Consider the following 22,824-nt stretch of genomic DNA (forward strand, 5'->3'; position numbering starts at 1 on the left):
CATGCCCACCGTCCGCCTCACCGACCCCATCGACCTCGGCACGCTCCACCTCAAAAACCGCCTCTATCGCGCACCGGTGCTCGAGGGTGCGGGCGGCGCCGAAGACCCGGCCGCCATCTACGCGCGCCACTTCGTGCCGAACGCCGCCGCCGGGGTCGGACTCATCATTCAGGGCAACACGATCGTCTGTCCCGAGGGTCGCACCTCGCCGGGCATGTCGGCGATCGGCGAACGCGAGCGCATGCTCGCCCTCGCCCCGCTGACCCGCGCGGTCCACGAGGCCGGCGGCAAGATCGTCACCCAGCTCGGCCACGGCGGCTTGTTCGCGCTCGAGGCGTGGCACACCAAGTTCGCGCCGGTGCGCAGCTCGCCGCCGTACGCCCCGAGCCCGCTGCCGCTGTGGTTGCGCGCGCTGCACCGCAGCCAGACCCACGTCCTCAGCACGAGCGAGGTCCAGCAGCTCGTCGCCCGCTTCGGCCTGGTCGCCGCGTGGGCGCGCGAAGCCGGCTACGACGGCGTCCAGCTGGCCGCCAGCAACGCCAAGCTGCTGCATCAATTCCTCAGCCCGATCTTCAACCGCCGCCGCGATCGTTACGGCGGCGACATCCACGGGCGCATGACCTTCGTCCGCGAGATCCGCGAGGCCATCGCCCGCGAGGCCGGGGCCGACTTCCCGGTCCTCCTCAAGTACACCGCGATCGAGCTGACCCCGATCGGCCGCGGCATCGACCTCGGCGAGGGCGTCGAGATCGCGCGAATGGCCGAGGCCGCCGACTTCGCCGCGCTCACCCCGGTGATCGCCGACGCCCTGCCCAACACCTCGATCGCCCGCGGCGAGTTCCCGCGCGCCTCGTTCGACAACGCCGGCCTGCGCCGCCGCCTGCTCGAGGCCACCGGCAGCCGCGTGCGCGCGGCGCTGGTCCACGTCGGCATGTTCCTGGCCGCGCGCAAGTACCCGTTCGCGGCGGTGTGGAACCGCGACGTCTTCCGCGCCGTCAAGGCCGCCGTGAAGCTGCCGGTGTTCGCGGTCGGAGGCATCCGCACCCCCGCCGAGGCCGCCGAGATCCTCGCCCGCGGCGAGGCCGACATGATCGGCGTCGGCCGCCCCTTCTACGCCGAGCCCGACCTCGCCCGCCGCTTCCTCGCCGCCGCCGGCCCGTCCGACACCGCCGCGACCGCGTGCGAGAGCTGCAACCGCTGCATCGTCCCGCAGATGCTGGGCATGCCGGGCGTCTGCTACAACCCGGGGATCCACAAGCTGCGCCGCCACGCCAGCGGCCCGAGCCCCGCGGCCAAGAAAGTCGCCTGACTTTTCGGACATGCCCCTTCGCGCAGCCGTCACGCGCGCGCCTTGACCTGCAGGGGCAGTCCGATCGCGTCGGGTCCGACCGACGTCCGACGCGCCGCCGCTCGCGTCGGAACTCCGCGATCGGCGGCGCCCCCGATCTACTTTAGTGGGACGCCTCGCGCGAGCGCGGAGCGGGCGCCGCCACCTCTGCGATCGCAAGGCCGTCGAGTCGCAGCGCCAGGATTCGCGACAGCGTTGACGGAACTCGCGGCGACCGGGGACGAGCCTCCTGGGAGGTATCGAACGCTTGTCCATCCCCGCTCGCATCCTGGCCCTCACCGGCCTCGCCTTATCCGCCTGTTTGCCCTCGATCGTCGTCGGCGAAAACTCGCAGGGCACCGACAGCCCCGAGTATTCGACCGGCCCCGAGTCTTCCTCCGGCCCCGAGCCCTCGACCGGCGCCCCGACCAGCGGCGACCCCGGCACCGGCGCGCCGTCCGAGGCGGTCTGCGGCGACGGCGTCGTCGCCGACAGTGAAGCTTGCGACGACGGCAACGACGAGCCCAACGACGGCTGCGGCCTCAACTGCACGCGCACCGGCGAGGTCGTGTGGAGCGTCGAGGGAGCCGGCTGGATCGAGGGCTTCGCCGCCGGGCCGGACGGCACGATCTACCTCTGCACCTTCGGCGTGGTGAACGAGCCGGCCTTCGTCAGGGCGTTCACGCCTGCCGGCGACGAGCTGTGGAGCACCTCGGCGCCGGGCCCCGGCGAGCTCGCCGTGAGCCCCGCGGGCTCGATCTTCCTGGCGAGCCCTGGGACCGGCATCCACGTGTTCACGCCGGAGGGCGCGCTGGTGGCGACGTGGGACCTGTTCTCGGACGTCGGCATCGTCGGCGTCGCCGCCACCGACGACGGGGTCTACGTCGGCACCGGCGACCCCGAGATCGAGGGGCAGCTCGTCATGCACGGCCTCGACTCTGCCACGGGCGAGCCCATGTGGGAGGGGCGCACGCCGGAGGGGCTCATCGTGACACCCAGGCAAGTCGTGGCGGCGGGCGATCGGATCCTCGTCCCCGGCGTGGTGTTCTCGGACGCGCGCGGGTCGATGCTGGCCGCCTTCGACGCCACGTCCGGGGCGCTACTCTCGCTGGAGCTCGACGACCCCGCCGCTCCGGCCTGGGACTCGGCCGCCGCGCTCGGTAACAGCGACGTCGTCCTCGCCGGCCGCGGCCTCGACCCGGACGGCCTGCTCGTCCGCCGCTTGACCGCCGACTTCGCCGAGGCGTGGAGCGACTTCACGCCCGACAGCGCCGGCACGATACCTCGGCCCGAAAGGGTGGCCGCGAGTCCGCAAGGGCACATCGCGGTCGTCGGCTACGACGCCGGCGACAACGACTCCGCCATGGTCCGCCTGCTCGACGGCGAGGGCGCGACGCTATGGTCGTCGCGGTTCGCCAGCCCGCAGGACGACGAGCGCGACGGCGCCGTCGGCGTGGCCTTCGCCGCCGACCACCTCGTCGTCGGCGGGACGATCCGGATCGAGGGTGAAGGCGGCCACCTGGACTTGGAGTGGTGGCTCCGCAGCTTCACCGTCGACTGATCCCTCGTTCGGACATCCTGTTGAGAGCATGTCCCGAAGGACATGCCTTCCATGTCCGGCGGAGCACCGGCGCTCCGGCCTTCACAGATGTCTTGAAGGACATGACCTGGCGACCATGTCTAGAATGCCATGCCTTCCCGGCGGAGCGCCGGCGCTCCGGCTCTCACGGTCGTCCCGAAGGACATGCCCCAGCGAGCATGTCCAGAACGACATGCCTTCTATGTCCGGCGGCGCGCCGGCGCTCCGGCCCTCACAACCGTCCCGAGGGACATGGCCCAGCGAGCATGTCCTTTCGGACATCCGCGATTCAGCGCCGGCGCCGGCGCATCAGCCCGACGAGCCCGAGCAGCCCGAGGGCGGCCCCGGGCGACGCGTCGCTGCGGCAACTGCAGCCCTCTTCCTTCTTCGGCGACGTCCCGTCGGAGGTCCCCCCGTCGCTCGAGCTCCCGCCGGCCGTCTCGCTCCCGCTGCCGGAGGTATCGGCGGTCGCGCTGGTGGTGTCGGCGCCCGTGGTCCCCGTGCCGGTGTCGGTGCCGGCGCTGGTCGTCGCCGTCGCCTTGGGGTCGCAGTAGCCGCACTTCTTCCCCGGGTCGCTCGGGCAGTCGGCCTCGACGCAGAGGCCCTCGCCGAGCTCCGACACACAGGCCGTGCCCAGCGCCTGCGCCTCGCAGGCCATGTACGGATCGGGCTCGGGCGGCAAGGCGTCAGCGCGGGCCGTGGATCCGAGGAGGCACAGCGGCGACGCGAACAACAAGACAAGGACTCTGCGCATGCGGGGCAACATAACTGAAGTTCGGCCGCCCCGAGACGGGCACTCACGCGCCTTCGCCTCGGGAGATCCCCTCACCCGCCGCGTCCACGAGCTCGCAACCCGACTCGGATCACATCCCGCTCGCGGACCCAGACCACGCGCCGCGACAGCTCCACGCTCGCCATCGTCACGCGGAACCTTCTCGCGGATCGCCGATCCCCACCGCGCCCGCAGGAATCGTCGCCCCCGCTCACACGTTGCCGGCCGAGGATGTCGACGCCTCGCCCGGGTCTCGCCCTCGCCACGACGCTCCTGCTCGCCGCCTGCATCGAGCGCCCCCCGCCCGAACCCGTCGAAGTGCCGAGCGTCACCATCCCCCTGGCCGGCAGCGAAGGCCACCAGCCGATCTGGATGAGCGCCAACGCCCGCTTCGTCGTCCTCGAGGATCGCTCCGCAGACCGCGAAGACGAGCTCGTGGCCAGCGTCGTCCCGCGCCACGTCCTCCACGACACCGTCCTCGGCACGCGCGAGCCGATCGACGAGCTCGTCGAGCACGACCGTCGCGATCGCCGCGTGATCGTCCAGATCGGTCAGCGCTGGTGGCTCCTCGACAGCGAGTCCGACCGCCGCGTCGAGCTCGCCAGAGACCTCCTCGAAGACGATCCGCTGCCCGCATTCCGCTTCGCTCGCCACGGCGGCACGCTGGCGTACACCCGCGCCCGCCCGGACCGCGTCACCGTCCACGACCTCGCCAGCGGCGACGAGCGCGATGTCTACGTCCCGTCGAACCTGCTCGGCAGCGCCGATACCGTCGCCGAGTCCGGCTGGGTCCACTTCCAGGGCGTCGTCGCCGACGAGCCCGCCCCACCTCGCGGCCCGCACCGCTGCCCGCTCGAGAGCGACGCCCGCTGCCGCGACGACATCGCCTGCCTCTCGGACAACGACCTCGGTCCGGTCAACGCGCTCCTCCACCGCGACGGCGCCCAGATCTTCCTCGTGGAGGAGCTGGACGACGCACAGCCGATGCTGCAGGTGCGCGACGCCTGGGCCTGGGAGGCAGTTCGGCCGCACGACGTCGCCGCGCAGCACTGGCTGTCCGCCGACGGCTGCGAGCACGCGCTGCCCCGCGGCTGCGCCCTCCGCCCCCGCAGCATCGACTGGATCGGTCCGTCCCTCCTGGACTGCGGCGAGCGCGGCTCGTTCCTCTGGGCCTCGACCGGCCTCGCGCCGCTCCGCTACTTCCACGGCTGGCTCGCCGACCCCGTCGCCGATCGCCGCGGCGGCCTGTGGCGCGCGGCCGAAGTCGCCAGCCCGGAGGGCCTGCGGATCGCCCGCGTCTCGCTCGACGACGGCACCATGGCGTTCGGCCCCGTCCTGCCGACCGGCGGCCGGACGAGCCGGGCCCTTCCGGCTGGTACCTCCGCGACGCCGGCTCCGAAGCGCCGAGCGTCCTCGCCTACGACCTCACCACCGGCCGCGCCTGGCAGATCGACGGGGCCGAGCTCGGCCCCGCCGGCGAGCTCGTGATCGGCGACACCTGGCGCGCCCTCGACTTCGACGCCGGCCGGCACATCGTCCTCGACGAACAACCCGCCGCCGTCGCCGCCAACGGCTGCGCCCTCATGCCACCCGCGAATCGCCGCGAGTGGTCGCTCCGCTGCCCCGCGCACCGCATCCGCATGGGCGAGTGATCTCGGACATGTCTTTAAAGCATGCCCTCTAGGGCATGTCCGATGAGACATGCCCCATGAACCATATCCTCTCTACCGCCCGACGAGCGCGCGCACGAACCTCGCCGCGGCCGCCAGCGTCTCGTCCGGCTGCTCGCGGTACGGGCTGTGCCCGCAGCCCGGCAGCAGCAGCGTCTCGACCGGCCCCGCGGCTCCGCGGGCGATCGCCTCGAGCTGCGCCGTCGTCCCGTAGACGTCGTCCTCGCCCTGGATCAGCAGGATCGGCGCCGTCACCCGCGGCAGATGACCCTCGATGTTCCACTGCATGAACGCCGGGTCGAGCCACGCCTCGCACCAGCCGCGGAACGCCGCGTCGACGTTCTCGCCGTGGTGTCGCTGCAGGCGGGCGCGCAGCTCCCCGACCTCGAACTCGCGCCTGGCCGCGGCGATGCTGCGCACCGACACCGCCTCGCAGAACACGTGCGGCGCCAGCAGCACCAGCCCGGCCACGCGCCGGCGCTTCTCGGTCGCCGCGTGTACCAGCGCGATCGACCCGCCGTCGCTGTGTCCGACCAGGATCGCCGACTCCACGCCCAGCGCGTCGAGCACCGCCCCGACCACGTCCTCGCCCTCGCGCTGCATGTAGTCGAGCGGCCGCGGCAGCGCGATCGTCTGCGAGCGGCCGTAGCCCGCGCGGCTGTACACCAGCGCCCCGCAGCCGGTCGCGGCCGCCAGCCTGTCGGGGAAGTCGCGCCACAGGCTCACGCAGCCGAGCCCCTCGTGCAGCAGCACCAGCGTCGGCGCCGCCTGCGGCCCCGGCCCGACCCACCGGTACTCGAGCCGCAGCCCCGCCGCCGTCACATAAGCTGTCTCTTGCGACATGTCTTTTCTTTATAAAGATAAAGATGTCCTTCAGAGCAGCTGGCCGTGGTGCGGCTGAGCCGGGTCGGGCAGCTCGAGCTCGCCGAGGCGCTGGCGCAGATCGATCTCGATGGTGCGGCACAGCGCCGACAGCGGCAAGTCGTTGGGGTCGCTGCCGAACGGCTCCTGGATCTCCTCGCCGAGCGCGTCGAGCCCGTAGAACGCGTACGACATCATCAGCACCACCACCGGCGTCAGCAGGCCCAGCGGCAGCAGCACCCCGAACGGCAGCGCGTAGCAGTAGGCGCCGACGATGTGGCGCAGCAGCACCTGGTAGGCGAACGGGATCGGCGTGTTGGCGATCCGCTCGCAGCCGCCCTGGATGTCGGTCAGCGAGGTCAGCGATTGATGCAGCAGGCTCAGGTGCATCGGGTGTACGAGCCCCTCGCGGTAGGCCTCGTCGAGCAGCTCGGCCATCCGCTGGACCAGCGCGTTGGGCCGGTTGCGCTCGCGCTGCAATTGGTCGAGCTCGCTGGCGGTCACGAACGGCCCGAGGTCGGCGACCATCGCCTCCTCGCCGCGCAGGCGGATCCGCAGCGCGTGCGGGAACGCCATCACCAGGTAGATCAGGCGCCGGCGCCGCTCTGCCACCGCCGGGTCGCCGGGCCCTGCGCCGACCAGCGTCTGGATCTGCCGCGCCAGCGAACGGCTGGTGTTGACGAGCTGCCCCCACAGCCGCCGGCCCTCCCAGTAGCGGTCGTAGGCGGTGTTGATGCGGAAGCCGAGGAAGATGCTGAGGACGAAGCCGATCAGGGTAAACGGCAGCGGCGTCACGTCACGGCCGTCGAGCCAGCCGTACTGCATGTGGCCCAGCGTCATCACCAGGGCGAACACGACGTTGACCGTCAGTCGCCGCCAGATCCGCGACAGCGTCGTCCCACGCGCCGCGAACATGAAATACAGCCAGGAGGCCCTGGTCGTGACGATCATCCGCGGCGAAGGTAGCCGTTCGGGGGTCGAGCGGTCCACGCCGCGTGACGCGCGGCCGCGCCCTCGCTACCCTTCCGCCGCATGCCGGCCCACGATCGCCCCGTCGCCCGCGCCGACCTCGCGGCAGCCCTCGACATCCTCGGCAAGCGGCACCTCGTGCTTGCGATCCACGACGTCTCGTTCCCCGGACGCGACGACGAGGACCTCGGCCGCGGCTCGCCGTACAGCGGCGGCGGCCGGGCCTTCCTCGGCTTCGTGCGCCAGCTCGGCTTCACCGGCGTGCAGCTCGGTCCGCAGGGACAGACCTCGCGCTACAACCCCTCGCCGTACGACGGCGCCCTGTTCGCCCGCGACATCCTCTCGATCGCCCTGCGCTCGCTCGCCGACGATCCCTACTACGGCAACGTCCTCCCGCGCGCCGACCTCGACGACCTCCTGCGCGGCAGGCCTGCGCGTCAGCGCCAGGGCGTGACCGAGCGGGCCGACTACGCCGCCGTGTGGCCGCGCCAACTCGCCGCCCTCGCCAGCGCCTGGCACGGCTTCGCCCGCCGCCGCGCCGCCGCCGACCCGTCGGTCGCCGACCTCGCCGAGGCCTTCGACGGGTTCGCCCGCGAGCACGCCGGCTGGCTGGTGCCGGCCGGGCTGTACGAGATCCTGTCGACCGCCTACCGGACCGGAGGGACATGGTCCGGAGCACATGGCCTGAGGGTCAGCTTCGACGGATCGCACTGGAGGACATGGCCGAGAGACCAGGAACTTTGGGTCAGCAAGAGCCCGGCCGCGGCGGCGCGGCGGGCCGGGCTCTCGCGGACCTACGCGCGCGAGCTCGAGTTCCTGGCGTTCTGCCAGCTGCTCGCGGCCCGCCAGCACGCCGCGCTGCGCGCCGAGCTGGCCGCGCGGCCGGGCCTGCCGGCCCTGCGGCTGTTCGGCGATCTCCAGGTGGGGATCTCCGTCGGCGACACCTGGGCGCTGCACGACCTGTTCCTGCCCGGCTACGCGATGGGCGCGCCGCCGAGCCGCACCAACCCGGACGGCCAGCCGTGGGGCTACCCGGTGCTCGACCCGCGGCTGTACGGCGGCGGGGGCGGCGAGCTCGGCCCGGCCCTGCGTCTGGTGGCGGCGCGCACCGACGCGATGCTGCGCGACTACGACGGCCTGCGCGTCGACCACCCGCACGGCCTGGTGTGCCCGTGGGTCTACCGCACCGACGAGGCCGACCCCTACCGCGCCGTCCAGGGCGGCGCGCGCCTGTTCGAATCGCCATGTCTCTCGGACCATCCGCGCCTGGCGGCCTACGCGATCGCGCGCGCCGACCAGCTCGACCTGACCCTGCCGCGCCACGCCGACCGGTGGGTCCACGCGCTCGACGACGCGCAGGTGGCCCGCTACGGCGCCCAGCTCGACGTCGTCCTCGCGGCCGCGCGCGCACGGCCGCGCGCTCGAGGACGTGTTGTGCGAAGTCCTCAGCACCCAGCCCTACCCGCTGCAGCGGGTGTTGGAGGGCCACGGCCTGGGGCGCTTCCGGGTCACGCAGAAGGCCGACCTGACCAATCCGAACGACGTTTACCGCAGCGAGAACGCCCGCCCCGAGGACTGGGTGATGCTCGGCAACCACGACACCCCGCCGATCTGGCGGCTCGCGGCCTCGTGGCAGGGCACCCCGCTCGCTGCCGCGCAGACGGCGTATTTGTGCGGACGTCTGGGGTCGCGCAGCGACGCCGACCCGCTGCGCGCGCGCATGCTCGCCGACCCCGCCGCGCTGGTGCACGCCAAGTTCGCCGACCTGCTGGTGTGCCCGGCGCGCCAGGTGGCCGTCTTCATGAGCGACCTGTTCGGCGCCCACGACATCTACAACGCCCCTGGCGTGGTCGATCCGGCCAACTGGACGCTCCGCCTGCGACCCGGCTGCGAGGCCGCTTACTGGCCGGCGGCGGCCCGCGGCGCGGCGCTCGACCTCGGGTGGGCCCTGGCCATCGCGCTGCGGTCGCGCGGCCCCGCTTGCGCGTCCGAGCACGCCGATCTGATCACCAGGCTCGAGCGCGGCCTCGGGCGGCCGTGCTAGCCTGCAAGCGGCTCCCCCGCCATGAAGCTCCCCGTGCAGGTGCAAGCGCCGCCTGAGCAGCCGCGCACCGAAGTCGGTCTGCCACGCGCGGCCGGCGAACGTCTTCGCGAAACGATGGCGGTGGCGATCCAGTCGCGAACACGGCGATCCTGCCGGACCTCGCGCTGTCGCCGACGATGAGCACCCCGCCCGAAGAGGGCGTCATGGAGCGAACCGGCCCGCAGCCGCCGCCGGCGACCGCACTGGCCGGCCAGGTCGGCCCGTACCGGATCTTGCGCCCGCTCGGCGCCGGCGGCATGGGCGCCGTATACGAGGCGACCGACACGCGCACGGGCCAGCGCGTCGCCGTGAAGTCGCTGCTCCGCATGGGCCCCTCGGAGCTGCACCGCTTCAAGTACGAGTTCCGCAGCATGGCCGAGGTCGGCCACCCGAACCTCGTCACGCTGTACGAGCTGCACTCGCAGAGCGACCTGTGGCTCATCACGATGGAGTACGTCGGCGGCGTCGACCTGTGCACGGCGCTCCGCGCCCTCGTGCGCGCGCCCGACAGCGACCGCCGCCTGCGCGCGCTGATCCGCCAGCTCGTGCTCGGCGTCACCGCGCTGCACGAGCAGGGCCTGCTCCACCGCGACCTCAAGCCGTCGAACGTGCTCGTCACCTCGGGCGGCCGCGTCGTCATCCTCGACTTCGGCCTGGTCGCCGCGATCACCCGCAGCAACAACAACGAGACGCCCGCGGGCACTCCTCTTTACATGTCGCCGGAGCAGTGCGCCGGCCAGCTCGCGACCCCGGCCAGCGACTGGTACGCCGTCGGCGTGATGCTCTACGAGGCGCTCACCGGCAAGCTGCCGTTCACCGGCGGCTACGCGCAGATCTTCCTCGCCAAGCAGTGCGAGGAGCCGGCCCCGCCGCGCGGCCCCGGCCTGCCGGAGGACCTGGCGGCGCTGATCGGCGAGCTGCTGCGCCGCGACCCCGAGAAGCGGGCCTCCGGGGCCAAGCTGCTGGCGTGGTGCGGCGGCGCGGCGCTGTCGCCGGCGCCGGCGATGGCCAGCAGCTCGGTGCTGTTCGGTCGCAAGGCCGAGCTCGACGCGCTCGACGAGGGCCTCGCCGCCGCCGCCCGCGGCCGCACCGCCTGCGTCTACCTGCGCGGCCAGCCCGGCGTCGGCAAGACGGGCCTCGTCCACGGCTTCCTCGGCGCCCTCCAGCCGCGCGGCGACGTCGTCGCCCTCACGGCCCGCTGCTACCAGCACGAGACCGTCCCGTTCAAGGCGTTCGACAGTTTGGTCGACGCCCTCGCCGACCACCTCGGCGCGCTCGAGCCGTTCGAGCTCACGCCGCTGCTCGGCACCCACACCGGCGAGCTCGCGCGCGTGTTCCCGGTGCTGCAGCGGGTCTCGGCGGTGCGCGAGCTGGCCCAGAGCGCCCGCGCCGGCGTGTCCGACCAGGAGTCGCGGCGCAAGGCCTTCGCCGCGCTCAAGCGCCTGCTCGCCGCCCTGGCCGCGCGCCGCCGCCTGGTCCTGTTCCTCGACGACTTCCACTGGAGCGACGCCGACAGCGTGCGCCTGCTGTCCGAGCTGCTGGCCCCGCCCGACGCCCCGGCGCTGCTGCTGGTCGTCGCCTACCACACCGAGTGGCCCGGCTCGCCGCTGGTCCGCCACGAGTTCGAGCGCCTGCAGCTGCGCGTGCTGCCCGAGCTCCACGTCGCCCGCCTCGACGTCGGCCGCCTCGACGAGCGCGACGCCCACGCGGCCGCGCGCGCCCTCCTGGTCGCCGCCGGCCTGCCGCCCGAGCCGTGGGCCGCGGCGATCGCCGACGAGGCCCGCGGCGACTCGTACGTGCTCGAGGCGCTGGTCCACGAGCTCACCCACGCCGACCTCGCCAAGCTCACCCCCGAGTCCCTGTCCTTCGAGACATGTCTCCAGGCGCGGGTCGACAACCTCGCCTCGGGCGACCGCGCCGCGCTCGACCTGGTGGCCGCCGCCGGCGCCCCGCTGCCGACCGGCCTGCTCGCGCGGGCCCTCGGCGACCCGTCCGACATCCACGCCCGCCTGGCCCGCCTGCACGCCGCGCGGCTGGTCCAGCTCGGCCGCCGCAACCACGCGCCCAGCGTCGAGCCGCTGCACGACCGCGGCCGCGCCCTGGTCGTCCGCGCCCTGACGCCCGAGCGCGCGCCAGCTCCACCGCCTGCTCGCCGACACCGCCCTGCAGCTCGGCCGGCCCGACGCCGAGTTCATGGCCCGCCACCTGTTCGCCGCCGGCGAGCGCGAGCGGGCCGCGACCTACGCCGAGCGGGCCGGCAAGGCCGCCGCCGACGCCCTCGCCTTCGCCCGCGCCGCCGAGCTGCACGAGCTCGCGCTGCGCTGCACCCCCGAGGCCTGGCTGCGCATGGTCGCCTGCGCCCGCGCCAAGGTCGACGCCGGCCTCGGCCTCGAGGCCGCGCCGATCTTCCTGCGCGCCGCCGAGAAGGCCCCGATCACCCAGCGCGCCGAGCTGCGCGTCCGCGCCTGCGAGCAGTACTTCGCCGTCGGCGAGACGGCCAAGGGCGAGGGTGTCCTCAAGGACCTGCTCCAAGGGACAGGCTTCTGCGACCCCGGCAGCGGCCAGGCGCTGGCGGTCGCGTTCCAGAACGAGGTCGGCGCGCTGCTCCGCAACGGCGAGCCCGACACCTCCGAGTCGGCCGGCTCCGAGAGCGCCGCGCTGTCGGACGCGCTGTGGGCCGCCGCCAAGGGCCTGTTCATCCACAGCCCGGTACGCTCGGCCTACTTCGCCGCCCGCAGCGCCGCGATCGCCCGCGCCATCCGCGACGAGGCCCGCCACGTCCGCGGCATGGTCATCGTCCGCGCGGTGTGGTCGGTCGCCGGCGACTCGGCCGTCCTGACCCGCCTGCGCGCCATCATCGACGAGTACCTCGGCCGCCGCGACGACCCGTACATCGTCGGCCTGTCCGTCCTCTTCGACGGCATCTCCGCGGTCAGCCGCGGCCGCTGGGCCGACGCCATGCGCGACCTCGAGTTCGGCATCACCCACCTGCGCCAGCGCTGCAGCAACATCGCGTGGGAGTGCAACTTCGGCGCCGTCATGCTCATGAGCCTGCTCGAGTCGCGCGGCGAGCTGCGGGCGATCGCCCTGCGCAGCGCCGTCATGAGCGAGCAGGCCCAGCAGACCGGCGACTCGATGGTCGAGTTCGTCGCCGCCTACTACAGCGCCCTCGTCCTCCTCGCCGCCGACGCCCCGTCCGACGCCCGCGACGTGATCGCCCGCGCCGTCCGTCTCGGCAACGTCGCCGCCGGCTCGGCCGCCGGCCTGCGCGCCTCGATGATCGAGGCCCTCTGCGCCCAGTACGCCGGCGAGATCGCCGTCGCCTGGGCCGAGGTCGAGCGCGTCTCCGCCACCCTCGGCGCCGGCGGGGCCGCGTTCACCAAGAACCAGCGCGCCAACTTCATCAGTCTCCACGGACAGGTCGCATTGGCCATGGCCGAAGGTCAGGCGTCGACGCCGCCCGCGAGCCCTTCCTCGCGGCCGCCGCCGCCGACGCCGACGCCCTGCGCCAGATCGGCAACGCCGGCGCGCTCGCCTCCGCCGCCCTCCTCGACGCCGCCGGCCTGGCCCTGCGCGACGCCGCCGCCGACGTCGTCGTCCCGGCCCTCAGCGAGGCCGCCGACGCCTTCGACGCCGCCGACATGCCCCTCGCCGCCGCCGCCGCCCGCCTCCGCCTCGGCACCTGGCTCGGCGGCTCCGAGGGCGAGCAGATGATCGCCCGCAGCGAGGCCTTCATGCGCCTGCAGGCGATCGCCTGCCCCGCCCGGTGGGTCATCACCAGCACCCCCGGCCTGTCCCCGCCGCTCTGACCGCGCCTCCTGTCCCCGGAGCCATGGCCTAAACGCCATGTCCCCCGGGACAGCGACACATGACCGCGCCGAGCGCCCGCAGGACATGTCCATTCCGACATGTCCCCCGGGCCACCCCGCTCACAGCAGGAACGGGATCACCGCCTTGCGCCCCGCCGGATAGTCGGGGAACTTCTGCTTGTACCACTTGTGGTGCGACAGCGCCCGCGGCACCAGGTTGGCCGCGGTGAACACCGCGAACGACAGCCCGGCGACCGACCAGGTGGCGATCGCCCAACCTGTCCATTCGAGCAGCTCGCCGAAGTAGTTGGGGCACGAGATCAGCTCGTAGAGCCCGCCGCGGGGGATCTTGTAGCCGGTCTCGCCGGGCTTGCGCAGGGCCGCCAGGGCCGCGTCGGCGCGGCGGTTGATGCGGTAGCCGAGCACGAACAGCCCGACGCCGAGCCACAGCCGCGGGTCGAGCAGCCACGACAGCTCGTAGCGGCCGAACTCGCTGACCCAGCGGGCGTTCACGTAGGCGTTGACGAGGTTGAACATGAAGCCCATCGCCACCACGCTGACCGGCGTGTGGCCGCCCGGGCGGATCTTCAGCGGGAAGATGAACGCCCGCTGCACGTAGTGCGACTGCCACAGCACCAGCAGCAGCAGCGGCACCAGGCTCCACGCGTGCGCGCCGGCGAAGAACACCGCCAAAAACCACAGCACCGACGGCGACTCCATCACCATCCACGCCAGCCGCGTGTCCATCTGCGGCCCCCAGCCGCCGCGCGCGTGGCGACCGTACGGCGCCGAGATGAACAGCAGGGCCGGCACCGTCAGCGCGGCGACGAGGAACACTCCCTGGACCAGCAGCGTGTGAAGCTCGAGCTCGGACATCCCCGCGAGTAGACCACAGCAGGCCGCGCCGGCGCCGCCCTCGCCGCGTGCGCTATGGGACGCGCCTCAGCCCCCGCCCGAGCGTTCACCCGCCGGCTCCGGGCGATCTCCCCGGCCGCGCCCGTCGAGCCCGCCGAGCTGCCTGGCCTTCAGTCCATGTCCCGAAGGCCAGCTAGCGCCGCCTTCACGTCCGCGCCCCGTCCGTGTCGCGCCGGCCCTTCCGAAGCGGAAAAGGCCGGCTCGCCGCGTCAACCTCACGTCAGCGCCCGCCGCAGCGCGGCCGTCATGTCGGCCAACGCCGGCCGCGCGTTCGACAGCCCGCCGGACGCGCTGATGTGCCCGTGGAACATCCCGCCGTGGCACGTGTACGTCACCGGCACCCCTGCGGCCTCGAGCTTGCGCGCGTACGCCTCGCCCTCGTCGCGCAGCGGGTCGAACCCCGCCGTGAACACCGCGGCCGGCGGCGCCCCGGCGACGTCCGCGAACCACGGCGACGCCCGCAGGTCGCGCCCGTCTTCAGGGCCGCGCAGGTAGTGGCTCATGAACCACTCGATCGTCGCCTTCTCGAGAAAGAACCCCTACCCAAACTACGGATCGACGGGAACGACATCGTCAGGTCGACCGCCGGATAGATGAGCAACTGGAACGCCGGCCGCACTGCGTCGCCGCGGGTCTCGAGCGACACCACCGCCGACAGGTTGCCGCCCGCGCTGTCGCCCGCCACCGCGATCCGCCGGGGATCGATCCCGAGCGCGCCGGCGCTGGCGGCCACGTGCCGGAACGCCGCCACCGCGTCGTCGGCCGCCGCCGGGAACCGGTGCTCGGGCGCCAGGCGGTAGTCGACGGCGATCACCACGCATCGCGCCTCGTGGGCCAGGATCCGGCACACCGGATCGTGCGAGTCGAGGCCGCCGACCACGAACCCGCCGCCGTGGAAATACACCGTCGCCGGCGCCGGCGCGGCCAGCCCGCGGGGTCGGTAGATCCGCACCGGGATCGGGCCACCTGGCCCCGGGAACATGTCGTCACGGACAGACTCCAGCGCCGGGGTCGACGGCGCCAGCAGCCAGGTGTTGACGTCCATCTCGCGCCGGGCCCGCTCGACGGTCACGTCCTGGAAGCGAGGCCGACGCATCCGCCGCTGCATCGCCAGCATGTGCTGCACCTGCGGATCGAGGGTGTAACCGTCGCGCTCGACCGGCGCGCCGCCGGCGAGCCGCCGCTGCAGCGAGTCGGGCAACGCCAGCAACAGCCGCGCGGCGAAGGCCTGGAACCGGTGGGACACGGACAACGCCTGCATCGCCGCGACCATAGCCGAAAGCCGCCCCGCCGAACAGCGCGACCCCGGCCGCTGGCCCTCGCGCACCGCCGCGCCCGCCCAGCCACATGTCCCTTCCCACATGTCCTTCGGAGCAGCATCCCAGGCCCCCGCACGCAGCGAGTCGCCGGGAACCGGCGAGGTCGAGTCGGCCCTCCGCGCCGATGAACGACCCGTCGACGCGCACCGGATCCGGGCGTGACCTTCGCGGAAGGCAGCCCCGCGACGACGGCGGCGACGACAAGAAGAGACGCGGCGGGGATCGTTCATTCAAGGCGACCCGAAGCGGCGATGCGTGACTCGAGCACCCGCCGCCGACACGGTCGAGCTCGCCGGCCGCGAGCCCCGGAACGACGCGCCCGGAGTGTCATCCGCGAGCGATCGTTGCGGCCCCTCGTCCCCAGGGTCGGCCTACGACGGCCCGGAGCTCCCCGACTCGCTCGCCAGCAGCTCCTCGAGCACCTGCATCGCCCCGCCGATGCGTAACAGCGTGTCACGCACTTCCATCTGTTTGCTCTCCAGCTCGCGCAGCAGCTTGCCCGCCTTCGAATTCGCGCCGGAGGTCGGCGAGCCGCGCCTCGATCGTGCTCCGCTCCATCTCCGCTTTGTATATCACACGTCCGCGTCGCCGCTCCGGCGCCCTTCAGCCGCGCGCGCGGCCGATGTTATGGTCGTGCGGCCATGCTCCGTAACGCAGCCTTACAGACCGCGCCAGCGCTCGCGCTCGCCCTCTCCACCGCCTGCAGCGACACCGGCCGCGAAGTGTCGGCGACCGCCTCGCAGCCGACCGGCATCACCACCGCGCCGGCGACCGACCCGTCCGGCGCCACCACCGACGCCCCGCCCACCGGCACGAGCACCGACCCCGGCGAGCCGACCTCGACGACCTCGACGACGACCACGTCGACCACGAGCCCTGCGAGCGACACCAACCCGGCCAAGTTCGACCTCGGCGCGTCCGACCTCGGCGGCGGCACCACCGGCACCGCCGAGAAGGGCTGCAAGAAGGTCGACTTCCTGTTCGTGATCGACAACTCGACCAGCATGGAGAACAACCAGGCCGCGCTGATCCAGAGCTTCCCGGGCTTCATCGACGCGATCAAGAACACCCTGGTCGACGTCACCGACTACCACATCATGGTCGTCGACACCGACGCCAACGGCCGCTGTCCCCAGCCCTGCGACGAGGCCGACCCCGACTACGTCAAGTTCTGTTCGGCCGCCAACTACTACGCCTGCTCCGCGATGCTCGAGCCCTGCGACACCACCATCGGCGCCGGCATGCTGCACCCGGTCGGCTCGTTCGCCAGCAACAAGCCGTGCCCGGTGACCGGCGGCAACCGCTACATGCTGCCCGACCAGCCCGACCTCGAGGGCACCTTCGCCTGCGTGGCCCAGGTCGGCACCGCCGGCTCCCCGGCCGAGAAGCCGATGAACGCCATGCAGGCCGCCATCGGCGAGGCGCTCAACTTCCCCATGGGCTGCAACGGCGGCTTCGTCCGCGACGACGCGATCCTCGTCATCACCTTCATCAGCGACGACCCCAACTACGTCGACAAGGGCACGCCCGCGGAGTGGAAGGCCTCGGTCGTCGAGGCCAAGAACGGCGACGAGAACGCCGCGGTCATCCTCGGCCTCATCCCCCACCCCGAGCTCGGTTGCATCACCGGCAACGACCCCAACCTCACCCAGGGCTCCCACTGGCAGGAGTTCATCGAGCTGTGGGACAAGCACGGCGTGTCCGGCTCGGTCTGCGAGGCCGACTACGCCCCCTTCTTCCTCCAGGCCGTGAACGCCATCGACCAGACCTGCGACGACTTCAACCCGCCCGGCTGACCCTCAGGCCATGTGCTTCAAGGCATGTCCCCGAGGACATGCTCCAAAGACCACACCTCACCCCGCCCGGCGCGTCCGCCGTCGCCCGCGCCGCTCGGGCCGGCGCGGCGCCAGCAGCCAGCGGTCCTCCGCCACTTCGTCGAACCCCATCGCCGCGACGATCGCCGGCAGCTCGTCGGCCGCGCAGCCGATCCACGCCGCCAGCTCCTCGGGCAGCTCTACCGGCCCCGCGCGCGTCGCCGCCATGACCTTGTTAAACACGCGCTCGGCGACGTCGGCGCGGATCGCCCGCGGCCCGAACGGCGGGAAGCCGATCGCGTGGAACGCCGCCGGGTCGGCGTCGTCCGGCAGCGCGATCGACCGCGCCTCGCCGGGCGGCGTCACCCGCGAGCCCGAGCGCGCCGCCCACAGGGCCGCGCGCCGCTCCACCGACCAGGTCGTCAGCAGCTCCGGCGAGAACACCACCAGCTCGCCGATCTTCAGCCCCAGCCGCCCGAGCAGCCGGCGGTCGTCGCCGGTCAGGTGGCGCACCTGCGGCTCGGCGCGGGCCCGCAGCACCGACCCCAGCCCCTGCTCGAGCTGGTAGAGCAGCCCGCGCGCCGCCGGACTCGGCGGCGGCCCCTCCGGCAGCGCCCGCAGCGGCGCCAGCAGCTCGGCCACCAGGTCGCGCGTCCACGCGACCATGCGCCGGCGGACCTGCGCGATCGAGCCTGTCCCCATGGACATGTCCGCGAGGACCTGTACTTCGGGCCGCAGCAGGTCGGGCCCGCGGGTCATCTGCGCGGCCGGCCGGCCGGCCAGCGAGACCCGCCCGCGCGCGTCGACGGCGAACGCCCCGTGCGGCGCCGCCACGATCGCCTCGGCCGCGCTCGGCGGCGCCGGCTCGTCGGCGTCGGGCAGCTGCAGCGCCCGCAGGCGGCCGAACGGGCTGTCCTTCGGGCCAGGTTTCTTGCGCGCCCGCGCCGTCGCCCGCGGGTCGACGAACGCCTGCGTCAGCCGGTCGTGCAGCGCGTCGGACAGCCGATCCTCGATCGCCCGCGTCCACTCCTGCCAGCGCCCCGGCGCCTCGATCCACCCCGGCCGGTGGCTGATGTACGTCCACGTCCGGACCGCCGCGATCCGGCTCATCAGCGCCTCGATGTCGCCCTCGGTGTCGTCGAGCCGACGCACGCGCCGCTCGATCCACCCCGGGTCGAGGCGGCCGTGCTTGGCCAGCTGCAGGTACACCGCCGCGAGCAACCTGGCGTGCGAGCCCTCGAGCAGCTTGCGAAAGTCGGGGATCCGGCACACCTCCCACAGCAGCTCGACGGCGCCGGACTGCTGCGCGAGGGCCCGCACCTCGGACATGCTCGCCAGCTCGACGAGCACCTCCTCGTCGTCGCTGCGCTCGAGCAGCTGCAGCCCCGGCCGCGGCGGCCGCTGCCGCAGCGAGCGCGCCAGCGCCTCGATGCTCGAGAAGTCGAGGTCCGGACTTCGCCACACCAGCCGCTCCACCGGCGGGAATGGTGGCGCTCGATCGAGATCACCAGCCCCTGCGGCAGCGGCCCCAGCGTCGCCAGCGGCCCGAACGTCCCGTCCTTCGTGTACCGCCCGGCTCGCCCGGCGATCTGCGCCAGCTCGGCCGCCTCGAGCGGCCGGTTCGTGCGCCCGTCGAACTTGCCCAGCGCCGCGAACGCGACGTGGTCGACGTCCATGTTGAGCCCCATCCCGATCGCGTCGGTGGCCACGATGTAGTCGACCTCGCCCGCCTGGTACATCGCCACCTGGGCGTTGCGCGTCCGCGGCGACAACGCCCCCAGCACCACCGCCGCCCCGCCGCGACGTCGCCGCAGCTGCTCCGCCAGCGCGTACACCTGGTCGGCCGAGAACGCCACCACCGCCGAGCGCGGCGGCAGCTGCGTCAGCTCGAGCGGCGCCACCCCGCGCAGCCGCGAGAACCGCGGGTGCCGCTCGATCCGCGCCGTCGGCACCAGCGCCTCGACCGCGGCGGTCATCGTGTCTGACCCGAGGAACATGGTCTCGGAGACACCTCGCGCCCGCATCAACCTGTCCGTGAAGACATGTCCGCGCTCGCGGTGGCCCGCCGCTGGATCTCGTCGACCGCCAGGAACTCGACGTCCTTGCCCTCCGGCATCGACTCGACCGTGCACACCCAGTAGCGCGGCCGCGCCGGCACCCGCTTCTCCTCGCCGGTCACCAGGGCCACCGCCGCCTCGCCGACCTCGGCAGTCAGACGGTCGTAGACCTCGCGCGCCAGCAGCCGCAGCGGCAGCCCGATCACCCCGGTGCGGTGCGACAGCAGCTGCGTGACCGCGCGGTGCGTCTTGCCGGTATTGGTCGGCCCGAGCAGCGCCGTGATGGTCGACATGGCGTGGTCTCTCCGGGGCGACGGCCCCGCGTGGTGAGGTCAGCGGCCCGAGCTGCGGAAGGCGCGGAGCTGGACCCCGAGGCCGAGGTGGATCTGCGTCCCCGGCAAGCGGAACGTCAGCCGGGGCCGCACGACGCCGACCCCGCCGCCGAACGCCGGGAGCGACTCGACCACCAGCGCGACGTCCCTGAACCTGCGCTGCGTCGGCCGCAGCTCGAGCAGCCAGGTCGGCCGCGCATCGCTGTACAGCCCCTTGTAAGGATGGGTCGGATCGATCACCGCCTGCCAGCGCAGGTGCTTCTCGTGCTTGAGCGTGAACCGCCCCGCGAGGTTCCACTCGCGCGGCGGCGTGGTCGCCGGCAGGGACGGCCACGGCGGCGCCTGCATCAGCCACAGCGCGAGCATCGCGGACGACATCACTCTCGGACGATACGCCGCGCCCGCCGCCGCGGCAACTCGCGCACGCCCGCCACCCGACCGCCCGGCGAGCGCCCCGGCGAGCCCCGTGGACGCCGTTCCCGGCGGGATCGCCGCACCCGACCCGGCAGCCCCGGAGGTCGGGCGACCCGCGCACCGGCGCCGCCCGGCTGCCATGGCCGCAAGGACATGCTCTCAAGCGCATGTCCTTTCACTCATGTCCTCGAGAGCATGCCCCCGAGGACATCTCGCCCGGCGACCTCAGAACCGCCCGGACACGAACCCCATCGGCCGCATCACCTTCCCGCCGCCGGCCATCGCCGAGGAGAAGAACGACAGGATCGTCGTCTGCACCCCGACGCGCACCTCGGTGCCCGGCACGCGGTACTGCAGCTTCGGCTGCACCAGCCCGATCCCGGGGTCCGACCCCGGCGCCGACAGGGCCGCCAGCGAGAAGCTCGACAGGCGCCGGTGCGTCGGCGTCAGCTCGAGCGCCCACACCGGGCGCAGCTCGTACTCCCAGCCGCGAAACGGCCGGTTCAGATCGATCCGCGGCACCCAGGTCAGGAACCTCTCCTGCTTCAGCACGAACACGCCCGCGAGGTTCCACTCGCGCGGCGGTGCGGTCAGCGGCGGCGCCCCGATCGGCGGCGCGACGATCGGCGGCGCCTGCACGAGCCACATCACCAGCGCCGCGGACGTGATCACCCTCGCACGATACGCCGCCCCCTGCGCCCCGGCAACTCGCGCCGAGAGCCCGCAGCAAGGCTCGCGCCGCAAGCCGTCCAATCATCGTTCGCGGCGGGATCTCCGCGCTCGTGCTATCGTCCGCGCGTGACCGCCAATCCGCTCCTGCGCGTGCAGTTCCGCGTCCCCTTCGACCAGATCGAGCCCGAGCACGTCGAGCCGGCCATCGCCGAGCTCCTCGCCGACGCCCGCACCGACATTCAGGCGATCGTCGACGCCCCCGGGCCGCGCACCTTCGACAACACTCTCGGCGCGCTCGAGGCCGCGACCGAACGGCTCGAGTTCGCCATGACCGTCGTCGGCCACCTCGAGAGCGTCGCCACCACGCCGGAGCTGCGCGCCGCTCACAACGCGGTCCAGGGCCCGGTGGCCGAGTTCTTCGCCCAGATCCCGCTCGACGCCGGGCTGTGGCGAGCGCTACAGGAGTTCAGTCGCACGCCCGAGGCCGCCGCGCTGACCGGCGCCCGCAAGCGCCTGCTCGAGCGCACCCTCGACGACTTCCGCCGCCAGGGCGCCGAGCTCGATCCCGCCGGCAAGGCCCGCCTCGCCGAGCTCAGCGCCGAGCTGGCCCAGATCACCACTCAGTTCTCCGAGCACGTCCTCGACGGCACCAACGCCTACGAGCTGTGGCTCACCGACCCGGCCGACCTCGCAGGCCTGCCGCAGTCGGCGATCGACGCCGCGCGGGCCAGCGCCGAGGCCAAGGGCCGCCCGAGCGCGTGGCGCTTCACCCTGCAGCAGCCGAGCTTCGTCCCGTTCTTGACCTACGCCGACAGCCCGAAGCTGCGCGAGGAGATCTGGCGCGCCGCCAACATCTGCGCCGACGACGGCCCGCACGACAACCGCGAGCTGCTGCGCAAGATCTTGCTGCTGCGCCGCGAGCAGGCCGAGCTGCTCGGCTTCCGCGACTTCGCCGACTTCGTCCTCAAGCCGCGCATGGCCAAGGACGGCGCCAGCGCCCGCGCCTTCGTCGACCGCCTGTCCGCCCGCACCGAGGCCGCCTTCGCCGCCGAGGCGCGCGACCTCCACGCCTTCCGCCAGCGGCTCGAGGGCCCCGACGCGCCCGAACCTGCCCCTTGGGACCTGGCCTATTATGCAGAGAAGCAGCGGCGCGCCCTGTACGACTTCGACGACGAGGCGCTGCGCCCGTACTTCCCGGTCGAGTCGGTGCTGAGCGGCCTGTTCGAGCTCGTCCACGACCTCTACGGCGTGCGCGTCGAGCCGGCCGACGACGTCGAGACCTGGCACCCCGACGTGCGCACCTACGCGGTCCGCGACGGCGACGCCCTGCTCGGGGTGTTCTACGCCGACCTGTTCCCGCGCGAGCAGAAGCGCTCCGGCGCGTGGATGAACGCCCTGGTGACCGGCCGCCCCGACGGCCGCGGCGGCCTCGGCCCGCACCTCGGGCTCATCTGCGGCAACCTGACCCCGCCGCTCGGCGACCGCCCGGCGCTGCTCACCCACGACGAGGTCGAGACGATCTTCCACGAGTTCGGCCACCTGCTGCACCACCTGCTGACGCGGGTCGAGCTGCGCAGCCTCGCCGGCACCAACGTCGCCTGGGACTTCGTCGAGCTGCCGTCGCAGATCATGGAGAACTGGTGCTGGGAGCGGGCCGCGCTCGACCGCTTCGCCCGCCACGTCGACACCGGCGCGCCCGTGCCCGACGACCTCGTGCAGCGCATGCTCAGCGCCCGCAACTTCCGCGCCGCCTCGGCGATGATGCGCCAGCTCAGCTTCGCCACCGTCGACCTCGAGCTGCACCGCGGCGCGCTGCCGGCCACCCCGGCCGAGATCCTCGCGCGCGCCCGCGAGGTCATGGCGCGCTTCACCCCTGTCCCGCTGCCGGCCGACTACGCGATGGTGTGCCGCTTCGGCCACCTGTTCTCGAGCCCGGTCGCCTACGCCGCCGGCTACTACTCGTACAAGTGGGCCGAGGTGCTCGACGCCGACGCCTTCACCCGCTTCCAGCGCGAGGGCCTGTTCAGCCGCGACGTCGGCCTCGCCTTCCGCCGCGCGATCCTCGAGCGCGGCGACAGCGACGACCCCGCAGCCCTGTTCCGCGCCTTCATGGGCCGCGACCCCGACCCCGAGGCCCTGCTGCGCCGCGCCGGCCTGGCCGCCGCCTGACCTTCACGACATGCCCGCCAGGACATGCCCGATCGCGCATGTCCCCCGGGACACCTGATCTC

Annotated in this window: 19 protein-coding genes and 1 pseudogene; 9 read left to right on the forward strand and 11 right to left on the reverse strand. The window is 73.2% G+C overall.

Translation table 11 applies throughout. The annotated features are described in order from the left end of the window. The first annotated feature begins 1 nt into the window (after nucleotide 1). Nucleotides 2-1,309 (forward strand): NADH:flavin oxidoreductase, encoded by a 1,308-nt coding sequence (locus OV079_RS25370; protein ID WP_267771442.1) that lies wholly within the window; start codon nucleotides 2-4, stop codon nucleotides 1,307-1,309. A 286-nt stretch (nucleotides 1,310-1,595) separates the two neighbouring features. Then, nucleotides 1,596-2,888: a DUF4215 domain-containing protein gene (locus OV079_RS25375; protein WP_267771443.1), complete on the forward strand. Its 1,293-nt coding sequence runs from the start codon at nucleotides 1,596-1,598 to the stop codon at nucleotides 2,886-2,888. Between the two features lie 307 nt (nucleotides 2,889-3,195). Here OV079_RS25375 and OV079_RS25380 read toward each other — a convergent pair whose 3' ends face one another. Next, entirely contained in the window at nucleotides 3,196-3,660 is a 465-nt protein-coding gene (locus OV079_RS25380; protein WP_267771444.1) for an MYXO-CTERM sorting domain-containing protein, read from the reverse strand. Between the two features lie 249 nt (nucleotides 3,661-3,909). Between OV079_RS25380 and OV079_RS25385 the strand changes: the two genes are divergently transcribed. Together OV079_RS25385 and OV079_RS25390 are read left to right on the forward strand one after the other, a co-directional pair. Then, nucleotides 3,910-5,166, forward strand: a complete 1,257-nt coding sequence (locus OV079_RS25385) for a hypothetical protein (RefSeq protein ID WP_267771445.1) — start codon at nucleotides 3,910-3,912, stop codon at nucleotides 5,164-5,166. Further along, nucleotides 5,163-5,330: a hypothetical protein gene (locus OV079_RS25390; RefSeq protein ID WP_267771447.1), complete on the forward strand. Its 168-nt coding sequence runs from the start codon at nucleotides 5,163-5,165 to the stop codon at nucleotides 5,328-5,330. The genes OV079_RS25385 and OV079_RS25390 overlap by 4 nt, the downstream gene beginning before the upstream one ends. Nucleotides 5,331-5,402: 72 nt before the next feature. Here OV079_RS25390 and OV079_RS25395 read toward each other — a convergent pair whose 3' ends face one another. Further along, on the reverse strand, nucleotides 5,403-6,191 hold the full coding sequence (locus OV079_RS25395) for an alpha/beta fold hydrolase (RefSeq protein ID WP_267771448.1): 789 nt from the start codon (nucleotides 6,189-6,191) through the stop codon (nucleotides 5,403-5,405). Between the two features lie 30 nt (nucleotides 6,192-6,221). Beyond that, the gene (locus OV079_RS25400; protein ID WP_267771450.1) at nucleotides 6,222-7,160 is read right to left on the reverse strand and encodes a bestrophin family protein; all 939 of its coding nucleotides are present in this window, start codon (nucleotides 7,158-7,160) and stop codon (nucleotides 6,222-6,224) included. Between the two features lie 81 nt (nucleotides 7,161-7,241). Between OV079_RS25400 and OV079_RS25405 the strand changes: the two genes are divergently transcribed. From OV079_RS25405 to OV079_RS25415, 3 genes and pseudogenes are all read left to right on the forward strand, one after another. Then, the gene (locus OV079_RS25405) at nucleotides 7,242-9,278 is read left to right on the forward strand and encodes a 4-alpha-glucanotransferase (RefSeq protein ID WP_267771451.1); all 2,037 of its coding nucleotides are present in this window, start codon (nucleotides 7,242-7,244) and stop codon (nucleotides 9,276-9,278) included. Nucleotides 9,279-9,518: 240 nt separating this feature from the next. Beyond that, a pseudogene (locus tag OV079_RS58540) lies at nucleotides 9,519-10,775 on the forward strand (serine/threonine-protein kinase); the annotation flags it as partial. A 679-nt stretch (nucleotides 10,776-11,454) separates the two neighbouring features. After that, nucleotides 11,455-12,975 (forward strand): hypothetical protein, encoded by a 1,521-nt coding sequence (locus tag OV079_RS25415; RefSeq protein ID WP_267771454.1) that lies wholly within the window; start codon nucleotides 11,455-11,457, stop codon nucleotides 12,973-12,975. A 215-nt stretch (nucleotides 12,976-13,190) separates the two neighbouring features. On the opposite strand, the gene OV079_RS25420 is transcribed toward OV079_RS25415, so the two are convergent. The 3 genes from OV079_RS25420 to OV079_RS25430 all read right to left on the reverse strand — a co-directional run bounded on the left by OV079_RS25420 (nucleotide 13,191) and on the right by OV079_RS25430 (nucleotide 15,246). Then, nucleotides 13,191-13,946 (reverse strand): DUF1295 domain-containing protein, encoded by a 756-nt coding sequence (locus tag OV079_RS25420; protein ID WP_267771456.1) that lies wholly within the window; start codon nucleotides 13,944-13,946, stop codon nucleotides 13,191-13,193. Nucleotides 13,947-14,200: 254 nt separating this feature from the next. Further along, nucleotides 14,201-14,488, reverse strand: a complete 288-nt coding sequence (locus OV079_RS54405) for an alpha/beta hydrolase (RefSeq protein WP_276602799.1) — start codon at nucleotides 14,486-14,488, stop codon at nucleotides 14,201-14,203. Then, on the reverse strand, nucleotides 14,485-15,246 hold the full coding sequence (locus OV079_RS25430; protein WP_267771457.1) for an alpha/beta hydrolase fold domain-containing protein: 762 nt from the start codon (nucleotides 15,244-15,246) through the stop codon (nucleotides 14,485-14,487). The genes OV079_RS54405 and OV079_RS25430 overlap by 4 nt, the downstream gene beginning before the upstream one ends. A 699-nt stretch (nucleotides 15,247-15,945) precedes the next feature. Between OV079_RS25430 and OV079_RS25435 the strand changes: the two genes are divergently transcribed. Next, a complete protein-coding gene (locus OV079_RS25435) occupies nucleotides 15,946-17,100 on the forward strand; it encodes a hypothetical protein (protein ID WP_267771459.1) in 1,155 nt (384 codons plus the stop codon). A 57-nt stretch (nucleotides 17,101-17,157) separates the two neighbouring features. Here the strand turns inward: OV079_RS25435 and OV079_RS25440 are convergent, their stop codons facing one another. From OV079_RS25440 to OV079_RS25460, 5 genes are all read right to left on the reverse strand, one after another. Continuing rightward, nucleotides 17,158-18,327: a hypothetical protein gene (locus tag OV079_RS25440; RefSeq protein WP_267771461.1), complete on the reverse strand. Its 1,170-nt coding sequence runs from the start codon at nucleotides 18,325-18,327 to the stop codon at nucleotides 17,158-17,160. Continuing rightward, the gene (locus OV079_RS25445; protein ID WP_267771464.1) at nucleotides 18,228-19,115 is read right to left on the reverse strand and encodes a helicase-related protein; all 888 of its coding nucleotides are present in this window, start codon (nucleotides 19,113-19,115) and stop codon (nucleotides 18,228-18,230) included. Before OV079_RS25445 ends, OV079_RS25440 begins: the two co-directional genes overlap by 100 nt. A gap of 26 nt (nucleotides 19,116-19,141) precedes the next feature. Then, the gene (locus OV079_RS25450) at nucleotides 19,142-19,468 is read right to left on the reverse strand and encodes a DEAD/DEAH box helicase family protein (protein WP_267771465.1); all 327 of its coding nucleotides are present in this window, start codon (nucleotides 19,466-19,468) and stop codon (nucleotides 19,142-19,144) included. A gap of 39 nt (nucleotides 19,469-19,507) precedes the next feature. Next, nucleotides 19,508-19,885, reverse strand: coding sequence for a hypothetical protein (locus OV079_RS25455; protein WP_267771466.1), 378 nt, complete (start codon nucleotides 19,883-19,885; stop codon nucleotides 19,508-19,510). A gap of 261 nt (nucleotides 19,886-20,146) precedes the next feature. After that, nucleotides 20,147-20,593, reverse strand: a complete 447-nt coding sequence (locus OV079_RS25460) for a hypothetical protein (protein WP_267771467.1) — start codon at nucleotides 20,591-20,593, stop codon at nucleotides 20,147-20,149. A gap of 126 nt (nucleotides 20,594-20,719) precedes the next feature. On the opposite strand from OV079_RS25460, the gene OV079_RS25465 reads away from it, so the two are divergent. Further along, nucleotides 20,720-22,762 carry a M3 family metallopeptidase gene (locus OV079_RS25465; protein WP_267771468.1) on the forward strand — a complete coding sequence of 681 codons (2,043 nt, stop codon included), beginning with the start codon at nucleotides 20,720-20,722 and terminating at the stop codon, nucleotides 22,760-22,762. Nucleotides 22,763-22,824 lie beyond the last annotated feature (62 nt).

The organism is Nannocystis pusilla, from assembly GCF_026626665.1.
In the GTDB taxonomy this organism is placed as follows: domain Bacteria; phylum Myxococcota_A; class Polyangia; order Nannocystales; family Nannocystaceae; genus Nannocystis; species Nannocystis pusilla.

Bases quoted from the DNA above. Each gene is read 5' to 3' on its own strand.
- OV079_RS54405 (WP_276602799.1), bottom strand. From the start codon at position 14,488: ATGAGCCACTACCTGCGCGGCCCTGAAGACGGGCGCGACCTGCGGGCG.
- OV079_RS25395 (WP_267771448.1), bottom strand. From the start codon at position 6,191: ATGTCGCAAGAGACAGCTTATGTGACGGCGGCGGGGCTGCGGCTCGAG.
- OV079_RS25445 (WP_267771464.1), bottom strand. From the start codon at position 19,115: ATGTTCCTCGGGTCAGACACGATGACCGCCGCGGTCGAGGCGCTGGTG.
- OV079_RS25435 (WP_267771459.1), top strand. From the start codon at position 15,946: ATGCTCCGTAACGCAGCCTTACAGACCGCGCCAGCGCTCGCGCTCGCC.
- OV079_RS25380 (WP_267771444.1), bottom strand. From the start codon at position 3,660: ATGCGCAGAGTCCTTGTCTTGTTGTTCGCGTCGCCGCTGTGCCTCCTC.
- OV079_RS25370 (WP_267771442.1), top strand. From the start codon at position 2: ATGCCCACCGTCCGCCTCACCGACCCCATCGACCTCGGCACGCTCCAC.
- OV079_RS25455 (WP_267771466.1), bottom strand. From the start codon at position 19,885: ATGTCGTCCGCGATGCTCGCGCTGTGGCTGATGCAGGCGCCGCCGTGG.
- OV079_RS25450 (WP_267771465.1), bottom strand. From the start codon at position 19,468: ATGTCGACCATCACGGCGCTGCTCGGGCCGACCAATACCGGCAAGACG.
- OV079_RS25385 (WP_267771445.1), top strand. From the start codon at position 3,910: ATGTCGACGCCTCGCCCGGGTCTCGCCCTCGCCACGACGCTCCTGCTC.
- OV079_RS25400 (WP_267771450.1), bottom strand. From the start codon at position 7,160: ATGATCGTCACGACCAGGGCCTCCTGGCTGTATTTCATGTTCGCGGCG.
- OV079_RS25415 (WP_267771454.1), top strand. From the start codon at position 11,455: ATGGCCCGCCACCTGTTCGCCGCCGGCGAGCGCGAGCGGGCCGCGACC.
- OV079_RS25430 (WP_267771457.1), bottom strand. From the start codon at position 15,246: ATGCAGGCGTTGTCCGTGTCCCACCGGTTCCAGGCCTTCGCCGCGCGG.
- OV079_RS25405 (WP_267771451.1), top strand. From the start codon at position 7,242: ATGCCGGCCCACGATCGCCCCGTCGCCCGCGCCGACCTCGCGGCAGCC.
- OV079_RS25420 (WP_267771456.1), bottom strand. From the start codon at position 13,946: ATGTCCGAGCTCGAGCTTCACACGCTGCTGGTCCAGGGAGTGTTCCTC.